The sequence below is a fragment of the Burkholderia sp. B21-005 genome (genome assembly GCF_020843965.1).
GTDB classification, from domain to species: Bacteria; Pseudomonadota; Gammaproteobacteria; order Burkholderiales; family Burkholderiaceae; genus Burkholderia; species Burkholderia ambifaria.
Map to the genome: position 1 here is coordinate 1,211,502 of NZ_CP086301.1, position 15,903 is coordinate 1,227,404.

The window sequence follows — 15,903 nt, forward strand, 5'->3', positions numbered from 1 at the left end:
GCGTATTGACTGGCGACGAGTCTATCGTATTTCGCGGTCCGCAAAACCTGGCCTTTCGGCCGAGCTTCGTCGTGACGGTCCTTTTGCTATCCTTGGTGCTTCTGTTCGCCCGGCCCGGCCGGCGCGACGCTTCGACACCCGCTTGATGCTCCATCTCTTCTATTCGAACCGTCACGAAACGCTCGCCGACGCATTGCTCGACGACCTGGCCGCGTTCCCGGCCCGCAACGGCCCGTGGGCGCCGCAGCAGGTCATCGTGCCGAGCGCGGCGCTGCGTCGCCGTCTCGAGCTCGACATCGCCGCGCGCCACGGCGTGTGCGCGAACGTCGAGTTCACGTATCTCGCGCAATGGCTGTGGGCGCAGATCGGCCGCGTGCTGACGGTGCCCGCGCGTTCGCCGTTCGCGCCCGACCGTCTCGTGTGGCGCTGCTACCGGTTGTTCGCGCAGGCCGCGGGCGGCGCGCCGTGGTTCGCGTCGCCGCGGCTGGCCGCGTATCTGTCCGCGTCCGACGACGCGATGCGCTACGAGCTGGCGCAGCGCGTCGCGGCCGTGCTCGATCATTACCTGACCTATCGGCCCGAATGGCTGGCCGCGTGGCAGGCCGGCGAGTCGGTGCTCGCGGGCGACGCCGCGCCGCGCGGGATCAGCGATGCCGCACGCGACGACGAGCACTGGCAGGCCGCGCTGTGGCGCGCGCTGCTCGCCGAGCTGAGCGACAGCGGCACGCCGCCCGCGCATCGCTTCCTCGTGGAGGCGCGCAACCTCGATTCCGAAACCGTCGCGCGCGCCGACTGGCCGGAATCGGTCAGCGTGTTCGCGCTGCCGACGATGCCGCCGCTGCACGTCGCGCTGCTGCGCGAGCTGTCGCGCTGGATCGACGTGCGCGTCTATGCGCTCAACCCGTGCCGCGAATTCTGGTTCGACATCGTCACCGCCGCGCATGCCGAGGCGCTGGATGCGGCCGGCCGGCTCGACTACCAGCAAGTCGGCCATCCGTTGCTCGCGGAGTGGGGCCGGCAGACGCAGGCGCAACTGCACATGCTGCACGAACTGACCGAGAGCGCCGCGTTAGGCGACGCGTCCCGTTTCGTCGGGAATCCCGCGCCGACCTGGCTCGCGCGCGTGCAGAACGCGATCCTCGACCTGCAGCCGGAAGCCGAACTCGGCGTCCCGCCGGCCGAGCGCGGGATCGAGGTGCACGTGTGCCACAGTCTCGCGCGTCAGCTCGAGGTGCTGCATGACCGCCTGCTCGCGTGGTTCGACGCCGACGCGACGCTGCAGCCGTCCGATGTGCTGGTGGCGGTCGCCGATCTCGCGGCGGCCGGGCCGTTGATCGACGCGGTGTTCGGCACGGCGGGCGCGGGCGGCGCGCGCGTGCCTTACCGGATCACCGGCCTGCCGCCGTCGCAGGCGAATCCGGTCGCGCGCGTGCTGCTCGAATGGCTCGCGTTGCCGGAGCGGCAGGTCGGCGCGCCGGAGCTGGTCGAATGGCTGCGCGTCGACGCGGTCGCGGCCCGTTACGGCATCGACGCAGCCGCGCTCGAGACGGTGCAGACCTGGCTCGCGGCCGCCGGCGCGCGGCGCGGGCTGTCGCCGACGGCGAGCGACGATGCGGCGGTGCCGGCGCCGCGCCATACGTTCTCCGATGCGCTCGCGCGGCTCTTCCTCGGCTATGCGATGCCGGAAGGCGCGGCACCCGTCGGCGCGTGGCTGCCGATCGAGGCGGCCACCGGCAGCGAGGCCGAACTACTCGGCCGGCTCGCGCGCTTTACCGACGATCTCGACGGCTTCGCGCGGCGGCTCGCCAGCGCGCATACGCCGCGCGCATGGAGCGAACTGTTCGCCGACACCCTCGCGCGCTTCTTCGATTCCGGCGCCGCGTATGCCGATGCGCTCGCGGGCGTGCGCGACGCGCTCGACGCGATGCTCGCCGCGATGACGGAAGGCGCGCCCGACGAGGCCTTGCCCGCGGCCGTCGTGCGCGCGGGGCTGACAGCCGCGCTCGACGATCCGGCGCGCGGCGGGGTGCCGTGGGGCGGCGTCACGTTCTCGTCGCTGACGAGCCTGCGCGGCTTGCCGTACCGCGTCGTGTGCCTGCTCGGCATGGACGACGGCGTGCTGCCGAGCCTCGCGCGCGCGGACGAGTTCGACCTGATGGCCGTCCTGCCGAAGCTCGGCGACCGGCAGCGCCGCGACGACGAGCGCAACCTGTTTCTCGACCTGCTGCTCGCCGCGCGCGACCGGCTGCTGATTGCCTATACGGGGCGAAGCATTCGCGACAACGCGCCGTTGCCGCCCGCGGCGCTCGTCGACGAACTGCTCGACCATCTCGCGCTCGTCACGGCCGGCGCGGACACCGCACCGGGCGCGGTCGATGCCGCGCGGCGCGCGTTCATCGTCGAGCATCCGCTGCAACCGTTCGCGGCCGAGTATTTCCGGCCCGGCAGCGAACTGGCCTCGTACGACGCCGAGCGCGCGACGCTCGCGTCGCTGCTGGCGGCCGAAGCCGCGCGCGACGCGACGCGCGAGCAGCCGTTCTTCGCGCAGCCGCTGCCGGCCGAGCCGGTCGAGCCCGTTGCATTCAACGAATTCGAACGTTTCTGGCGGCATCCGGCCCGCGCGCTGCTGCGTGCGCGGCTCGGCATCGTGTTGTCCGACGCGCAGGCCGAACTGCTCGACACGGAGCCGTTCGCACTCGACTTCGCCGGCAGCGACGCGCTCGCCGAGCGCGTGCTGCCGCTCCTGATCGAGTCGGATGAAGACGGCGTGCACGATCATGCGCTGCGCATCGCAGACGCCAGCCCGGAACTGCCCGGCGGCGCGACGGGTGCCGTCTGGCGTGACCAGGCGCTCGGCTCGATGACGCAGCTTGCGTCGAACGTGCGTCGTGCGCTGGCCGACGGCATGGAGCGGCGGCCGTTCACGCTTGCGATCGCGCCCGCATGGCCCGACACCGACCAGGCGCTGTTCGGCGCCGATGACGCGATGCTGTCAGGCGACGCGGTGAGTGCGCCGCTCGAATTGCACGGCACGCTGAACCGGCTGACGCCGGCGGGCCAGATCATCTATCGCTATGCGCGGCCGAGCGCACGTGACTACCTGTCTGCGTGGCTTGCGCACCTCGTCTATTGCGCGGTGGAGCCCGACGGTCCGCGTCGCACGCTGTGGTTCGGCAGCGGCGGCGCGTTCGAACTCACGCCGGTCGCTGCGCCGCTCGAGCGTCTCGCACCGCTCGCCGCGCTGTTTCGCGCGGGGCGGCGCATGCCGCTGCGGTTTTTCCCGCGCAGCGCATGGGCACGCGTTTCTGACGGCGAGGCGAAGGCCGCGAGCGTCTGGATCAACGAGCGCGTGGTGAGCGAAGCCGACGATCCGGCCATCGCGATCGCATGGCGCGGCGCCCATCCGTCGCTCGACGAGCCGTTCGGCACACTTGCGCGACTCGTGTTCGAGCCGATGCTGGAACACCTGAAGGAGCTCGCATGAGCGCCGCATCACAGCCGCAGGCGGCGCTCGAACTCGACGTGTTCGCGTGCCCGCTCGACGGCGTCAACCAGATCGAGGCGTCGGCCGGTACCGGCAAGACGTGGAACATCTGCGCGCTGTACGTGCGCCTGCTGCTCGAGAAGGATCTCGGCGCGGACGAAATCCTCGTCGTGACCTTCACGAAGGCCGCGACCGCCGAACTGCACGAGCGGATCCGCGGGCGGCTCGCGCAGCTCGCGCATGCGCTCGACACCGGTGACGACGGCGGCGATCCGTTCGTCGCGCGCCTGCTCGAGACGACGCTCGGTGACGCCGGCACGCTCGACCCCGAGACTGCCGCGAAGCGGATCCGGCGCGCGTTGCGTGCATTCGACCAGGCGGCGATCCACACGATCCACGCGTTCTGCCAGCGCGCGCTGCAGGAAGCGCCGTTCGCGGCCGCGATGCCATTCGCGTTCGATATGCAGGCCGACGATGCAGCGCTGCGCTTCGAACTCGCGGCGGACTTCTGGCGCACGCGCGTCGAACCGATGGCCGCGCGCTGGCCCGGCTTCGCGACGTGGCTCGTCGATTCGGGCGCGGGCCCGGCCGCGCTCGACGCCCAGCTTGCGCGCCGGTTGAAGAAGCCGCTCGCCGCGCTGCGCTGGGACGGCGTCGTCGAACCGGACGAATCGGCGGAGGCCGCTGCCGCCGAGTGCTTTGCGGAGGCGGCGCGGATGTGGGCGGACGAGCGCGATGCGATCGACGCGTTGCTGCGCGCCGCGCAGCCCGCGCTCAACCAGCGCTCGCACAAGCCCGACGCGCTCGCCGATGCACTCGCCGCATGGAGCGCACATTTCGCGCAGGGCGATGCCGCGGCAGCGCTGCCGAAGGCGGCGCTCAAGCTCACGCGCACCGCGCTCGCGAAGGCGACGAAAAAGGGCGGCGTGCCCCCCGAGCACGCGTTCTTCGACGTGGCCGACGCGCTCGAAGCGGCGGTGGCCGCGGCCGAGGCCACGCAGCGCGCCCGCTGGCTCGCGCTGATCGCCGACTGGCTCGACATCGCGCCGGGCGAACTGGCTGAACGCAAGCGTACGCGTCGCGTCGTGTCGTTCGACGACCTGCTCACGAACCTGTATCACGCGCTGCACGCGCACCCGTGGCTCGCCGAGACGCTGCGCGCGCGCTATCCGGCCGCGCTGATCGACGAATTCCAGGATACCGACCCGCTGCAGTTCGCGATCTTCAACCGGATCTTCGCGCCGGGCGGGCCGCTCTTTCTCGTCGGGGACCCGAAGCAGGCGATCTACAGCTTCCGCGCGGCGGATCTGCATACCTATCTCGCCGCACGGGCAAGCGCGAGCGCGTGCTATACGCTCGCGGTCAACCAGCGCTCGACGCCGGCGATCGTCGACGCGTGCAACCGCTTCTTCATGTCGAACCCGCGTGCGTTTGTGCTCGACGGGCTCGACTATTACGCGGTGCGCGCCGGCACGCGCGTGCGTGCACCGTTCGTCGACGCAACCGATCCGGGCCCGGCCGGCGATTTCCGGATCTGGACGCTGCCGGGCGGCGATGGCACGCTGCTCAAGCGCGATGCGCAGGCGCAGGCCGCCCAGGCGTGCGCGGCCGAGATCGCCCGGCTGATGCGCGGCGCGCGCGAAGGGCATGCGCGGCTCGGCGATACGCCGCTGTCGCCGGGCGACATCGCGGTGCTGGTGCAGACGCACCGGCAGGGCAGTCTCGTAAAGCGCGTGCTCGCCACGTGGGGTATCGGCAGCGTCGAGCTCGCGCAGGCATCGGTGTTTTCGACCGGCGATGCGGAGCAACTCGAGCGCGTGCTGGCGGCGATCGACGCGCCGGGCGACTTGCGGCGCTTGCGTTCGGCGCTGGCCGCCGACTGGTTCGGCCTCGATGCCGGTGCGCTGTGGCGAATGGAGCAGGGCGACGGCGACGCGTCGCGCGAAGCGGCTGACAGCGCGGACGCGATGAGCTGGGTCGAGCGCTTCTCGCGCTATCGGCTGCTGTGGCGCGAACGCGGCTTCGCCGTGATGTGGCGCACGTTCACGCGCGAGCTGCGTATCGCTGAGCGGCTGATGGCCGGCGCGGACGGCGAGCGCCGCGTGACCGACATCAACCATCTGGCCGAACTGACGCAGGCGCGCGCGTCCGCGCAGCCGGGCATCGCGCCGACGCTGCGCTGGCTCGCCGCGCAACGGCTCGACGGTGGCGGCGAGGAAGCCCAGCTGCGCCTCGAATCCGATCGCAACCTCGTGCAGATCGTGACCGTGCACAAGTCGAAGGGCCTCGAATACGCAGTCGTGTTCTGTCCGTTCCTGAACGACGGCGGGCTGCGCGAGCCGCCCGCGTCGGGGTTGCCGGATGCGCGCGAGTATCACGACGACGCGGGCGACGCCGTGCTGCATTACGGGTGCGACGACGAAGCCGCCGCGCATGCCGCGCGCCAGGCGCTGCGCGAACAGGCGGCGGAACGCGCGCGGCTCGTCTACGTGGCGCTCACGCGCGCCGTGTATCGGTGCTATCTCGTCGCCGGGCCTTATCTGTCGTCGCGCTCGACCCGCGAGGCACGGCGCAGCGTGCTGAACTGGCTCGTGGCCGGAGCGGGCCAGTCGTTCGACGCGTGGCTCGACGAGCCGCCCGACGAAGCGGTGCTCGACGCTGCGTGGCAAGCGCTGGCCGGCGGCCCGGTGAGCGTTGCACCGTTGCCGGTGCCGGCTCGGCGCGAACGGCTCGCGGCCGGCCACGATGCAACGCAGACGCTCGCGGCACGCCATGCGACGCGCGTGCTGCGCGACGCGTGGCGGATGGCGAGCTTCAGTTCGCTGACGGCGTCGATGGCGCGCGAGGAGGCGGGCGTCGCGGTCGTGCCGGACGACGAGCTTCGGCCCGATCACGATGCGCTTGCCGCCGTGGCGCCGGACGGTGCGTTCGTCGCGGTCGACACGGTCGCCACCGAGCCGCCGGACGACGACATCCTCGTGTTTCCGCGCGGTGCGGCAGCGGGCGAGTGTCTGCACCGCCTGTTCGAACTCAGCCGCTTCACGGAGCCCGATTCGTGGCATCAGGCAGCGCTTGGCGCGCTGCATGACCGGCCGGTCGAGGCCGAGCCCGAACTCGCGACGCGTCTGCCGGCGATGATGGCGCGGCTCGTCGACGATGTCGTGCGTACGGAGCTCGTGCCGGGCATGCGGCTTGCGGATCTCGACCCCGCCAGGCGGCTCGACGAAATGGGCTTCCTGTTCCCGGCGCCGTCGCTCGAGCTGGGCGCGCTGCGCCGGCTGCTGGTTGCGCACGGCTATCCGGACGTTGCGCTTGACTCGGGCATGCTCGCCGGTTTCATCAAGGGTTTCATCGACATGATCGTCGAACACGACGGCCGGTTCTGGATCGTCGACTGGAAGTCGAACCATCTCGGCAATACGCCGGATGCGTACGGCCCGCGCGCGCTCGACGTCGCGATGGCCGATCACGCGTATCACCTGCAGGCGCTGCTCTATACGGTCGCGCTGCATCGCTATCTGCGCGGGCGGCTGCCCGACTACGACTACGACACGCATATGGCGGGCTACCTGTACCTGTTCGTGCGCGGCGTGCGGCCCGACTGGCGCAGCGGCGGCGAACCGGCCGGCGTGCATGCGCGGCGGCCCGCGCGCGAACTCGTCGACGCACTCGACCGGATGATGGAAGGGGGCCGCGCATGAACGCGTCCGACGATACGCTCGAATTCACCGGCGGCCTCGTCGCGCGCCTGCCCGAGCCCGCGGATTTCGGCATCGCGCTCGCGGAAGGATTCGCGCGCCGCATGGGTGACCTGTCGCGCCGCGTGGGTGCGCCGGCCGTGGCCGCCCGCTGGGCGGCGCGTGCCGCGTTCGCGACGAGCCGGGCGACCGCGGGCGGCCACGTGTGCGTGTCGCTCGGCGCGCTCGCGCAGCGCTACGAGGAGTCGGTCGACGACGTGCGCGCGGCGCTTGCCGCGAGCGGCGTCGTGGCGTTCGGTACGCTCGCGCGCGGCGACGAGCGGCCGCTGATCGTCGACCGGCACGACCATCTGTATCTGTCGCGCTATTTCGACTACGAACGGCGGCTCGCCGATGCGCTCGTCGCGCAGGCCGGCGTCGCCGCACCGGGCGACGCGCTGGCGCCCGAGCGCTTGCGCGACAGTCTTGCGCGTTACTTCGGGCCTGCGACCGGCGAAGTGGACTGGCAGCGCGTCGCGGCGATCGTTGCGCTGACAGGGCGCGTGACGATCGTCAGCGGCGGCCCCGGCACCGGCAAGACCACGACCGTCGTCGGCGTGCTGGCTTGTCTGCTCGACGCGCATCCGGGGCTGCGCATCGCGCTGGCGGCGCCGACCGGCAAGGCCGCGCAGCGGATGCAGGAAGCGCTGCACGCGCGGGCGGGCGATCTGCCGCCGGAACTTGCCGCGCGCCTGCCCGACACGTCGTACACGCTGCATCGCCTGCTGGGCGGTGGCGGAGCGGCGGGCTTCCGTCATCACCGCGACAATCCGTTGCCGTATGACCTGATCGTCGTCGACGAGGCGTCGATGATCGACGTCGCGCTCGCCGCGCATCTGCTCGATGCGCTCGCGCCCGGCGCACGGCTCGTGCTGCTGGGCGACAAGGATCAGCTCGCCGCGGTCGAGGCCGGCGCCGTGTTCGCCGAACTCAGCGCACGGCCGACGTTTACCGCCGCGGCACGCACGCGCATCGCGGGTGCACTCGGGATCGACGAAGCGGCTTTCGTCGCGGCGTTGCCGGTGCCCGACGGCGAGGCGGCGGCGGTTGCGGCGCCCAATTCAGCTCCGGCTCCGGCATCTGCGCCGATGTCGACGAGCGCTGCGCGCAAGCCGCCGGCGCGGCGGAACGTGGATACGCGCCAGGCGTCGCTGTTCGACGACGATCCGCAGGACGAAGCGATGTCCGCTACCGATGTCGCGCCGCCGGCCGCGTCGTTGCCACCTGCGGCGCCCGCACCGACCGACATCGACAGCGCGGCCGCCGATCCTGCATGGATCGAGGCCGACGAACTCGCGTGGCTCGACGCGGTCGAGCTCGCGCCATTCGATTCGGCCGATGTGGCCAATGCAGCCGATTCGTCGCTTGCGTCGACCGTCGCAACGCGAGCCGACGACCAGGCCGCCGCGTCGCCCGCGCCCGCTCCGCTTGCAGACTGCGTCGTGTGGCTCGAACGCAATTACCGTTTCGGTCTCGATTCGCCGATCGGCCGCCTGTCGCTGGCGATCCGCCGCGGCGACGTGCAGGCCGCGCTCGATGCGTTGCCGACCGACGATGCCGCTGCCGCGTCGTTTCATGACGACGCGGGCGATACGCTTGCGACGTCGACGGTCGAGCGGCTCGCGCGCCGGTTCGGCGCGTACCTCGACGCATTGCGTACCGCGTTGTCCGAGCCGGTGCCCGATCCGTTGCCGTTGTTCGATGCGCTCAACCGCTTCCGGATCCTGTGCGCGACACGCACGGGATCGCGCGGCGCCGAGCACGTCAATGCGCTGGTGGCCACGCACGTGCGACATGCCGCGCGCGTGCCACTCGCGGTCGGCGCACACTGGTTCACCGGGCGGCCGATCATGGTCACGCGTAACGACTATGCGCTCGGGCTGTTCAACGGTGACATCGGCATCGCGTTGCCGGACGCGCACGGCGTGCTGCGCGTGTGGTTCCGGCGCGCGGATGGCACCGCGCGCGCCGTGTCGCCCGCCGCGCTGCCGCCGCACGAAACGGCGTTCGCGCTGACGGTCCACAAATCGCAGGGCTCCGAATTCGACGAGGCCGCGCTCGTGCTGCCGGCGTCGTTCGGGCGCGTGCTCACGCGCGAACTCGTCTATACGGCCGTCACGCGCGCACGCACGCGGGTGCAGGTGATCGGCCCGCGGCGCGTGCTCGCGCAGGCGGTCGCGACGCGCACGCAACGCGATTCGGGCCTGGCGGCCCGCGTCGACGAGGCGCTCGCGCGGCGTCGCCAGGAGCCGTCGCGATGATGATCCGCTACACACTCGATCCGGCCGAAGTCGAATGGACCGCCGTGCGCGCGCAGGGCGCGGGCGGACAGAACGTCAACAAGGTGTCGAGCGCGATTCACCTGCGCTTCGACATTCGTGCGTCGTCGCTGCCGCCCGTCATCAAGGAGCGGCTCCTCGCGCTGTCCGACCAGCGCATCACGCGCGACGGCATCGTCGTGATCAAGTCGCAGGAATACCGCACGCAGGAGAAGAACCGCGACGCGGCGCTCGCGCGGCTCGATGCGTTGATCGCCAGCGTCGCGTTCACGCCGCGTGCGCGGGTCGCGACACGCCCGACGCGCGCATCGAAGGAGCGGCGGCTCGAACACAAGTCGCGTCGCAGCGCGGTGAAGTCGGGAAGAGGGAAGGTGACAGACTGACGAAGGGCCGGGCCGCCGCGCCCGCTACCGCATCACGGTGCCCGCGCTGTCCAGCACGAAGTCGACGCAGAACACGACGAGGCGGCTTTGCGCGCGAATCGCGACGGCCGCGGTATAGCAGTCGCGGCCTTCGGTCAGCGAGAAGTGCGGGCCCATCAGCGCGACGCGTCCCGGCGCCGCGATCGCGCGCTGGAAGTAGGGGCGGCGCGACCAGTTGCTGTGTGTTTCCGGAAACAGCGGCGAGAGCCGAGTGCCGCCCGCCTGGCCGTCCTCGGGGGGCGCGCCGATCGACGGCAGGAACTGCTCGCCGATCTCGTCCGTGACGAACACGCGGCGCGCGGCCGGCACCGCGAATACGCGCTGTGCGGCGTCGTTCAGGTTGCCGCTCGCGGAAAACGCGGCCGCGCCGGCGAGCACGAGCCGCTCGATCGCGTCGAAGCCCGGCTGCTCGGCGCTCCCCGGCGTATGCCGCTGCGCGATGAAACGCTGCCACGCGGCATCGAGCATCGCGGGCGCCGCGGCGCTCGCATGTGCGATCGATCCATCGGGCTGGCCGAACTGGAAGCCCTGGACGAAATCGATATCGGCGTCCATCAGCGCCTGCAGTGCGTCGTCGCTTTCGACGCCCTCGGCGAGCACCATCGCGCCGGCCTGGTGGAGCATCGATACCAGGTGATGCATGATGCGGCGATCGTCGCCCGACCCGGTCGCGCGTTCGACGAGCGAGCGGTCGAGCTTGACGATATCCGGCCGTGCGCGCCACACGCGGTCGAAATTCGAGAATCCGGTGCCGAAATCGTCGATCGCGATCAGGAAGTCGCGATGCTGGATCATGTCGATCGTGCGGGCGAGCGCGGCTTCGTCGCGCGACGGCTGCTCGACGACTTCCAGCACGATGCGGTTAGGTGGTAGTGCGAAATGTCGGCACAGCGCCTCGACGAATTCGCGCTGCACGAGGCCCGAATCGAGCACGCGCGGCGTCACGTTCAGGAACAGCCAGCCGTCGCCGATGCCTTGCGCGACGAAGTTGGCCGTATGCAGGCAGCGCGCGAGCCGGTCGAGCAGCAACGCGTCGGCGGCCGCACGCGTCTTGTCGAACAGCGCGACCGGCGACACCAGCGTGCCGTTCGCGTCCACGACGCGCAGCAGCGCTTCATAGCCGACCACGCGCTTGTGCGTGATCGACAGCACGGGTTGAAACACACTGCGCAGCGTCGTGTCGCGATACGTGGCGATCCAGCCGCTGGGCGTCGGCGTGAGGCGTTCGAGGAGGGATTCGAGCGAGAGGTCGCGGGAGGGCTTCATGTCAATGGCGCCCTGGCGCGCTCCGGGGGGGCGGTGTCGTGCCGCCACGCCGAAGCCGTCGCACGCGCAGGTGGACGCGAAAGAACGTGGCGCATCGTAACCGCCTTTGCGGATGAGTGTCCCGAGTGTAACGGGAATGGCGCGGCGCGCGTATCAGGGTAACTCCAGACGCAAACGCTACACTCGCACGTGGACGGGGCTGTCCGCCCGGGAGCATGCACCCAGCGAGGGCACCGGTCGAGCACGCGGCGACAGCGCAGCGTGCGTTGCGTGCGAAGAATGCGCGGGATTCGGAAAACGGAGGGGCCGGAAGGCCGCGCACCGCGCGCGTTCATCAGCCTTGGGTGAAAGGCGCCATGCTTCGGCGCGTACCGGTCGACGCGCGGTGCTCGAAGCCCGGGAACTGGCAACCGGCGCGTCACGCGAAACCGGCAACCGGCGGGGCGCCGGCCGCCACGCGCACCGCTCAGGCCGCTTAGTCAGCTCAGGCAGCTTCCTCGCCGCGCGGCCGGACCCCGGGAATCCGCTTGATCACCCCGGTCGCAAGCGCGGTGCCGACGAGCACGATCGCGCAGCCTTCGAGCATCACGACCGATACGTGTTCACTGAGGAACAGCGCGCCCCACAGCAGGCCGAACACCGGGATCACGAACGTCACGGTAATCGCGCGGGCCGGGCCGACATGCGCGATCAGGTAGAAGAAGATGAAATACGCGATGCCCGTGCAGGCGATGCCGAGCGCGAGCACCGCGCCCCACGCATGCGCGCTGACCGCCGCCGCAGGCCAGGTCGCGATTGCAAACGGCAGCAGCAGCACGGTCGAGCCGATCATGCTGCCGGTCGCATTGACGAGCGGATCGACGCCGCTGAGCTTGCGCTTCGTATAGTTGGCCGCGATGCCGTACAGCAGCGTCGCGCCGAGCGCGGCGACGGCGGCCAGCGCGGTCGCGCTGGCGCCGGTGCTGCCGTGCGCATTCGCGATCTGATCCCAAACGAGCGTGAGCACGCCGGCAAAGCCGATCACGAGGCCGAGCGAGCGCGGCAGCGACAGCTTGTCCTTCAGCCACACGTACGCGACGAGCGCGCCCCACAGCGGCGTCGTCGCGTTGATCACCGAGGTCACGCCGGCCGACAGCGTCAGTTCGGCATAGGCGAACAGGCAGAACGGCGCGCCCGAGTTCAGTACGCCGACGACGAACAATGGCCACGCATGCTGGCGCAGCCGCGCGCCGAGGTCGGCGGGCTTGAAACGCGTCAGCGCGAGGCCCGTCAGGAACAGCGCGCCGATGCCCACGCGCAGCGCCATCAGCGGCGCGACGCCGAATTCGGCGACGCCGATCCGGATGAACAGGAACGACGCGCCCCACAGGGCAGCGAGGACGGTCAGCAGAAAGGCGTTCTTGGGCGACATCGAGGGTGGCCGGCGAGGGGAAGGGATGCGCTGAATCTTACACCGCGTTACCACGCCGTCGTTTCACGATTGGATGAAACGACAAGAAACGGGAAATCCGTTCGCTGCCGCCGCGAACCGGCCGGATGGCCGGCTCGGTAGCTTAGTGATGGCGATGGCCGCCGCGTCCGCCGAAACCGAAGTTCAGCGATAGCGCAGGGCCCCAATAGCCGCCCCATGCCGGGGCATAGGCTGGGGCCGGATAGTAGTACGCGGGGCCGGGGTCGACATACACGGGCGCGGGCTGCACCGGCGCCGGCTGCACCGGCGCCGCTGCGTAATAGCCGGACGGATAGTAGCCGTAAGGGTAGTAACAGCCGGCGAGTGTCGCGCACGCGAGCGCCGCGGCGACGAGGGGCTTGATCATGATGTTTCTCCGGCGGTGCCGGCAATCGGCAGATGCTTAAGCTTAGGCCGCACGGCGATGACACGGTGCGCAAAACGGTAACGGATCATTTCCGGGCATCGCTTGCGCCGGATGCGAAAACGGCGCTTCCGCACCGCGGAAACGCCGTCTGGTCAAAACTGAAACGTGCCGCGCGTCGCGCGGCACGCGCCGGACCGGCTTACTTGCCGATCTGGTTGCCGATGAGGCCGCCGGCCGCCGCGCCGCCAAGCGTCGACAGCGCGTTGCCGCCGATCGCCGCGCCGGCTACGCCGCCGACACCCGCACCGATTGCCGTATCGCGCTGGCGCCGTGACATCGAATCGCAGGCCGACAGGCTGGCCACCGTCGCGACGAGGAGCGCGTATACCCCAAAACGCCGAATCGAGTTCATGATCGTTGTCCTTGTGGTAGTGGGCGGAAGTCGCGCGACCCCCGAGTCGCGCATGACCCCAATCTACGCGCCGTCCCCATGCGCTGCTGTAAGGACTTGTTAAGGCTGGTACGGTTTCGTAATCAATTGTTTCCCGTGCTTGAGCAGGCATGCGTGATGCGGGCGAAAAAAAGCCCGCTCGAGAGCGGGCTTCCTGCAGTGCGTCACGCTGCGATCCGTGCGGATCGCCGCGCGCGCTTACTGACGGTGATAGATCTCGGCACCGGTCTTCACGAACTCGACCGCCTTGACTTCCATCCCCTTTTTCAGCGCCTCGGTTTCCGACACGCCCTGTTGCGCGGCGAACTCGCGCACGTCCTGCGTGATCTTCATCGAGCAGAAGTGCGGGCCGCACATCGAGCAGAAGTGGGCGACCTTCGCCGAGTCCTTCGGCAGCGTCTCGTCGTGGAATTCGCGCGCCTTGTCCGGATCGAGGCCGATGTTGAACTGGTCTTCCCAGCGGAACTCGAAACGCGCCTTCGACAGCGCGTTGTCGCGCACCTGCGCGCCGGGGTGACCCTTGGCGAGGTCGGCCGCGTGCGCGGCGAGCTTGTACGTGATGATCCCTTCCTTCACGTCGTCCTTGTTCGGCAGTCCGAGGTGTTCCTTCGGCGTCACGTAGCACAGCATCGCGGTGCCGAACCAGCCGATCATCGCGGCGCCGATGCCCGACGTGATGTGGTCGTAGCCCGGTGCGATGTCGGTGGTCAGCGGCCCGAGCGTGTAGAACGGCGCTTCCTTGCACCAGTCGAGCTGGAGATCCATGTTCTCCTTGATCAGCTGCATCGGCACGTGGCCGGGGCCTTCGATCATCACCTGCACGTCGTGCTTCCACGCGATCTGCGTGAGCTCGCCGAGCGTCTTCAGTTCGCCGAGCTGCGCTTCGTCGTTCGCGTCGTAGATCGAGCCGGGGCGCAGGCCGTCGCCGAGCGAGAAGCTCACGTCGTACGCCTTCATGATCTCGCAGATCTCTTCGAAGTGTTCGTACAGGAAGCTTTCCTTGTGATGCGCGAGGCACCACTTCGCCATGATCGAGCCGCCGCGCGACACGATGCCCGTCATCCGGTTCGCGGTGAGCGGCACGTACTGCAGCCGCACGCCCGCATGGATCGTGAAGTAGTCGACGCCTTGCTCGGCCTGCTCGATCAGCGTGTCGCGGAAGATTTCCCAGGTGAGATCCTCGGCCTTGCCGTTGACCTTCTCGAGCGCCTGGTAGATCGGCACCGTGCCGATCGGCACCGGGCTGTTGCGGATGATCCACTCGCGCGTTTCATGGATGTGCTTGCCGGTCGACAGGTCCATCACGGTGTCGCCGCCCCAGCGGATCGCCCACGTCATCTTGTCGACTTCCTCGCCGATCGACGACGTGACGGCCGAGTTGCCGATGTTCGCGTTGATCTTCACGAGGAAATTGCGGCCGATGATCATCGGCTCGGATTCCGGGTGGTTGATGTTCGCGGGGATGATCGCGCGGCCGCGCGCGATTTCGTCGCGCACGAACTCGGGGGTGATCTCGGCGAGTGCGTTCGCGCCGAAGGCCGCGGCGCCGAACGCCTGGCCCGGGTGCTGGCGGCCCATCATCGCGGCGAGCTTCGCGCCGTTCGGGCCGCTCGACTTCAGGCTCTCGATGTACTCGGCGCGGCGCTGGTTCTCGCGGATCGCGATGTATTCCATTTCCGGCGTGATGATGCCCTGACGCGCGTAGTGCATCTGCGTGACGTTCTTGCCCGGCTGCGCGCGGCGCGGGTTGCGGTGCAGGCCCGGGAAACGCAGGTCGGCGGTGGCCGGGTCGGCCGCGCGCTCGAGGCCGTACTGGCTCGACAGGCCGTCGAGCACTTCGGTGTCGCCGCGCGCTTCGATCCAGCCCTGGCGCAGCGCGGGCAGGCCCGCGCGGATGTCGATCTTGGCGTCCGGATCGGTGTACGGGCCCGACGTGTCGTACACGTAGATCGGCGGATTCTTTTCGCCGCCGAAGCCGGTCGGCGTGTCGGCCTGCGTGATTTCACGCATCGGCACGCGGATGTCGGGTTGCGAGCCGGTTACATAAACCTTGCGCGAATTGGGCAGCGGCGCGACGGCAGCGGCGTCGACGTGGGCGTCGGCAGACAGAAACTTCGGATTGGCGTTCATGCAATCTCCTGTGTGAGCGCCGGACACGCGCTTCGGCGCTTGCCCGGAGCCCTTGACGAATGTGGGGCTCGAGCTAAGCAGGAGACGAGGTTTGGTGAGGCGGCGGATTTCGTCAGAAGGAAGGCGGCGAAATCCGTACGCTTCCCTGCGCTGGCATTATCCAGATCAGGTTCAAAGGGTATTTCTCACCCGCAATGCCGGTTGTTTGACCGAACGCATTGCAGGACCCCCGCGTTAGCAAGGGCACACGATACACCGGCTTCGCGGCGGTTTCAACCGGGGGCAGATCTTAGGCGATGGTGCGGCCGCAGCATCGC

General features: G+C 69.8%; 9 protein-coding genes and 1 riboswitch. Of the genes, 4 read left to right on the plus strand and 5 right to left on the minus strand.

Going from position 1 to position 15,903, the window contains the following annotated elements; all coding sequences use genetic code 11:
• Nucleotides 1-145: 145 nt before the first annotated feature.
• The 4 genes from recC to arfB are packed head-to-tail and all read left to right on the plus strand — an operon-like array spanning nucleotide 146 to nucleotide 9,883.
• A complete protein-coding gene (recC, locus tag LMA02_RS05675) occupies nucleotides 146-3,484 on the plus strand; it encodes an exodeoxyribonuclease V subunit gamma (RefSeq protein ID WP_228907613.1) in 3,339 nt (1,112 codons plus the stop codon).
• Nucleotides 3,481-7,185 (plus strand): exodeoxyribonuclease V subunit beta, encoded by a 3,705-nt coding sequence (gene recB / locus LMA02_RS05680; RefSeq protein WP_228907216.1) that lies wholly within the window; start codon nucleotides 3,481-3,483, stop codon nucleotides 7,183-7,185. The genes recC and recB overlap by 4 nt, the downstream gene beginning before the upstream one ends.
• Nucleotides 7,182-9,482 (plus strand): AAA family ATPase, encoded by a 2,301-nt coding sequence (locus LMA02_RS05685; protein ID WP_228907217.1) that lies wholly within the window; start codon nucleotides 7,182-7,184, stop codon nucleotides 9,480-9,482. The genes recB and LMA02_RS05685 overlap by 4 nt, the downstream gene beginning before the upstream one ends.
• The gene (gene arfB, locus LMA02_RS05690; RefSeq protein WP_228907218.1) at nucleotides 9,479-9,883 is read left to right on the plus strand and encodes an alternative ribosome rescue aminoacyl-tRNA hydrolase ArfB; all 405 of its coding nucleotides are present in this window, start codon (nucleotides 9,479-9,481) and stop codon (nucleotides 9,881-9,883) included. Before LMA02_RS05685 ends, arfB begins: the two co-directional genes overlap by 4 nt.
• Before the next feature lie 24 nt (nucleotides 9,884-9,907).
• Here arfB and LMA02_RS05695 read toward each other — a convergent pair whose 3' ends face one another.
• From LMA02_RS05695 to thiC, 5 genes are all read right to left on the minus strand, one after another.
• On the minus strand, nucleotides 9,908-11,188 hold the full coding sequence (locus tag LMA02_RS05695; RefSeq protein ID WP_228907219.1) for an EAL domain-containing protein: 1,281 nt from the start codon (nucleotides 11,186-11,188) through the stop codon (nucleotides 9,908-9,910).
• A gap of 484 nt (nucleotides 11,189-11,672) precedes the next feature.
• Nucleotides 11,673-12,599 carry a DMT family transporter gene (locus LMA02_RS05700; RefSeq protein WP_228907220.1) on the minus strand — a complete coding sequence of 309 codons (927 nt, stop codon included), beginning with the start codon at nucleotides 12,597-12,599 and terminating at the stop codon, nucleotides 11,673-11,675.
• 142 nt (nucleotides 12,600-12,741) lie between these two features.
• Nucleotides 12,742-13,005, minus strand: coding sequence for a hypothetical protein (locus LMA02_RS05705; protein ID WP_228907221.1), 264 nt, complete (start codon nucleotides 13,003-13,005; stop codon nucleotides 12,742-12,744).
• A 199-nt stretch (nucleotides 13,006-13,204) separates the two neighbouring features.
• Nucleotides 13,205-13,417, minus strand: coding sequence for a glycine zipper 2TM domain-containing protein (locus LMA02_RS05710; protein ID WP_006754219.1), 213 nt, complete (start codon nucleotides 13,415-13,417; stop codon nucleotides 13,205-13,207).
• A gap of 237 nt (nucleotides 13,418-13,654) precedes the next feature.
• The gene (thiC, locus tag LMA02_RS05715; protein WP_006754218.1) at nucleotides 13,655-15,586 is read right to left on the minus strand and encodes a phosphomethylpyrimidine synthase ThiC; all 1,932 of its coding nucleotides are present in this window, start codon (nucleotides 15,584-15,586) and stop codon (nucleotides 13,655-13,657) included.
• Between the two features lie 124 nt (nucleotides 15,587-15,710).
• A riboswitch (TPP riboswitch) is annotated at nucleotides 15,711-15,827 on the minus strand.
• Nucleotides 15,828-15,903: the final 76 nt, after the last annotated feature.

Excerpts from the sequence above, each read along its gene's own strand:
- recC (WP_228907613.1), top strand. The coding sequence starts at position 146 with ATGCTCCATCTCTTCTATTCGAACCGTCACGAAACGCTCGCCGACGCA.
- recB (WP_228907216.1), top strand. The coding sequence starts at position 3,481 with ATGAGCGCCGCATCACAGCCGCAGGCGGCGCTCGAACTCGACGTGTTC.
- LMA02_RS05685 (WP_228907217.1), top strand. The coding sequence starts at position 7,182 with ATGAACGCGTCCGACGATACGCTCGAATTCACCGGCGGCCTCGTCGCG.
- arfB (WP_228907218.1), top strand. The coding sequence starts at position 9,479 with ATGATGATCCGCTACACACTCGATCCGGCCGAAGTCGAATGGACCGCC.
- LMA02_RS05695 (WP_228907219.1), bottom strand. The coding sequence starts at position 11,188 with ATGAAGCCCTCCCGCGACCTCTCGCTCGAATCCCTCCTCGAACGCCTC.
- LMA02_RS05700 (WP_228907220.1), bottom strand. The coding sequence starts at position 12,599 with ATGTCGCCCAAGAACGCCTTTCTGCTGACCGTCCTCGCTGCCCTGTGG.
- LMA02_RS05705 (WP_228907221.1), bottom strand. The coding sequence starts at position 13,005 with ATGATCAAGCCCCTCGTCGCCGCGGCGCTCGCGTGCGCGACACTCGCC.
- LMA02_RS05710 (WP_006754219.1), bottom strand. The coding sequence starts at position 13,417 with ATGAACTCGATTCGGCGTTTTGGGGTATACGCGCTCCTCGTCGCGACG.
- thiC (WP_006754218.1), bottom strand. The coding sequence starts at position 15,586 with ATGAACGCCAATCCGAAGTTTCTGTCTGCCGACGCCCACGTCGACGCC.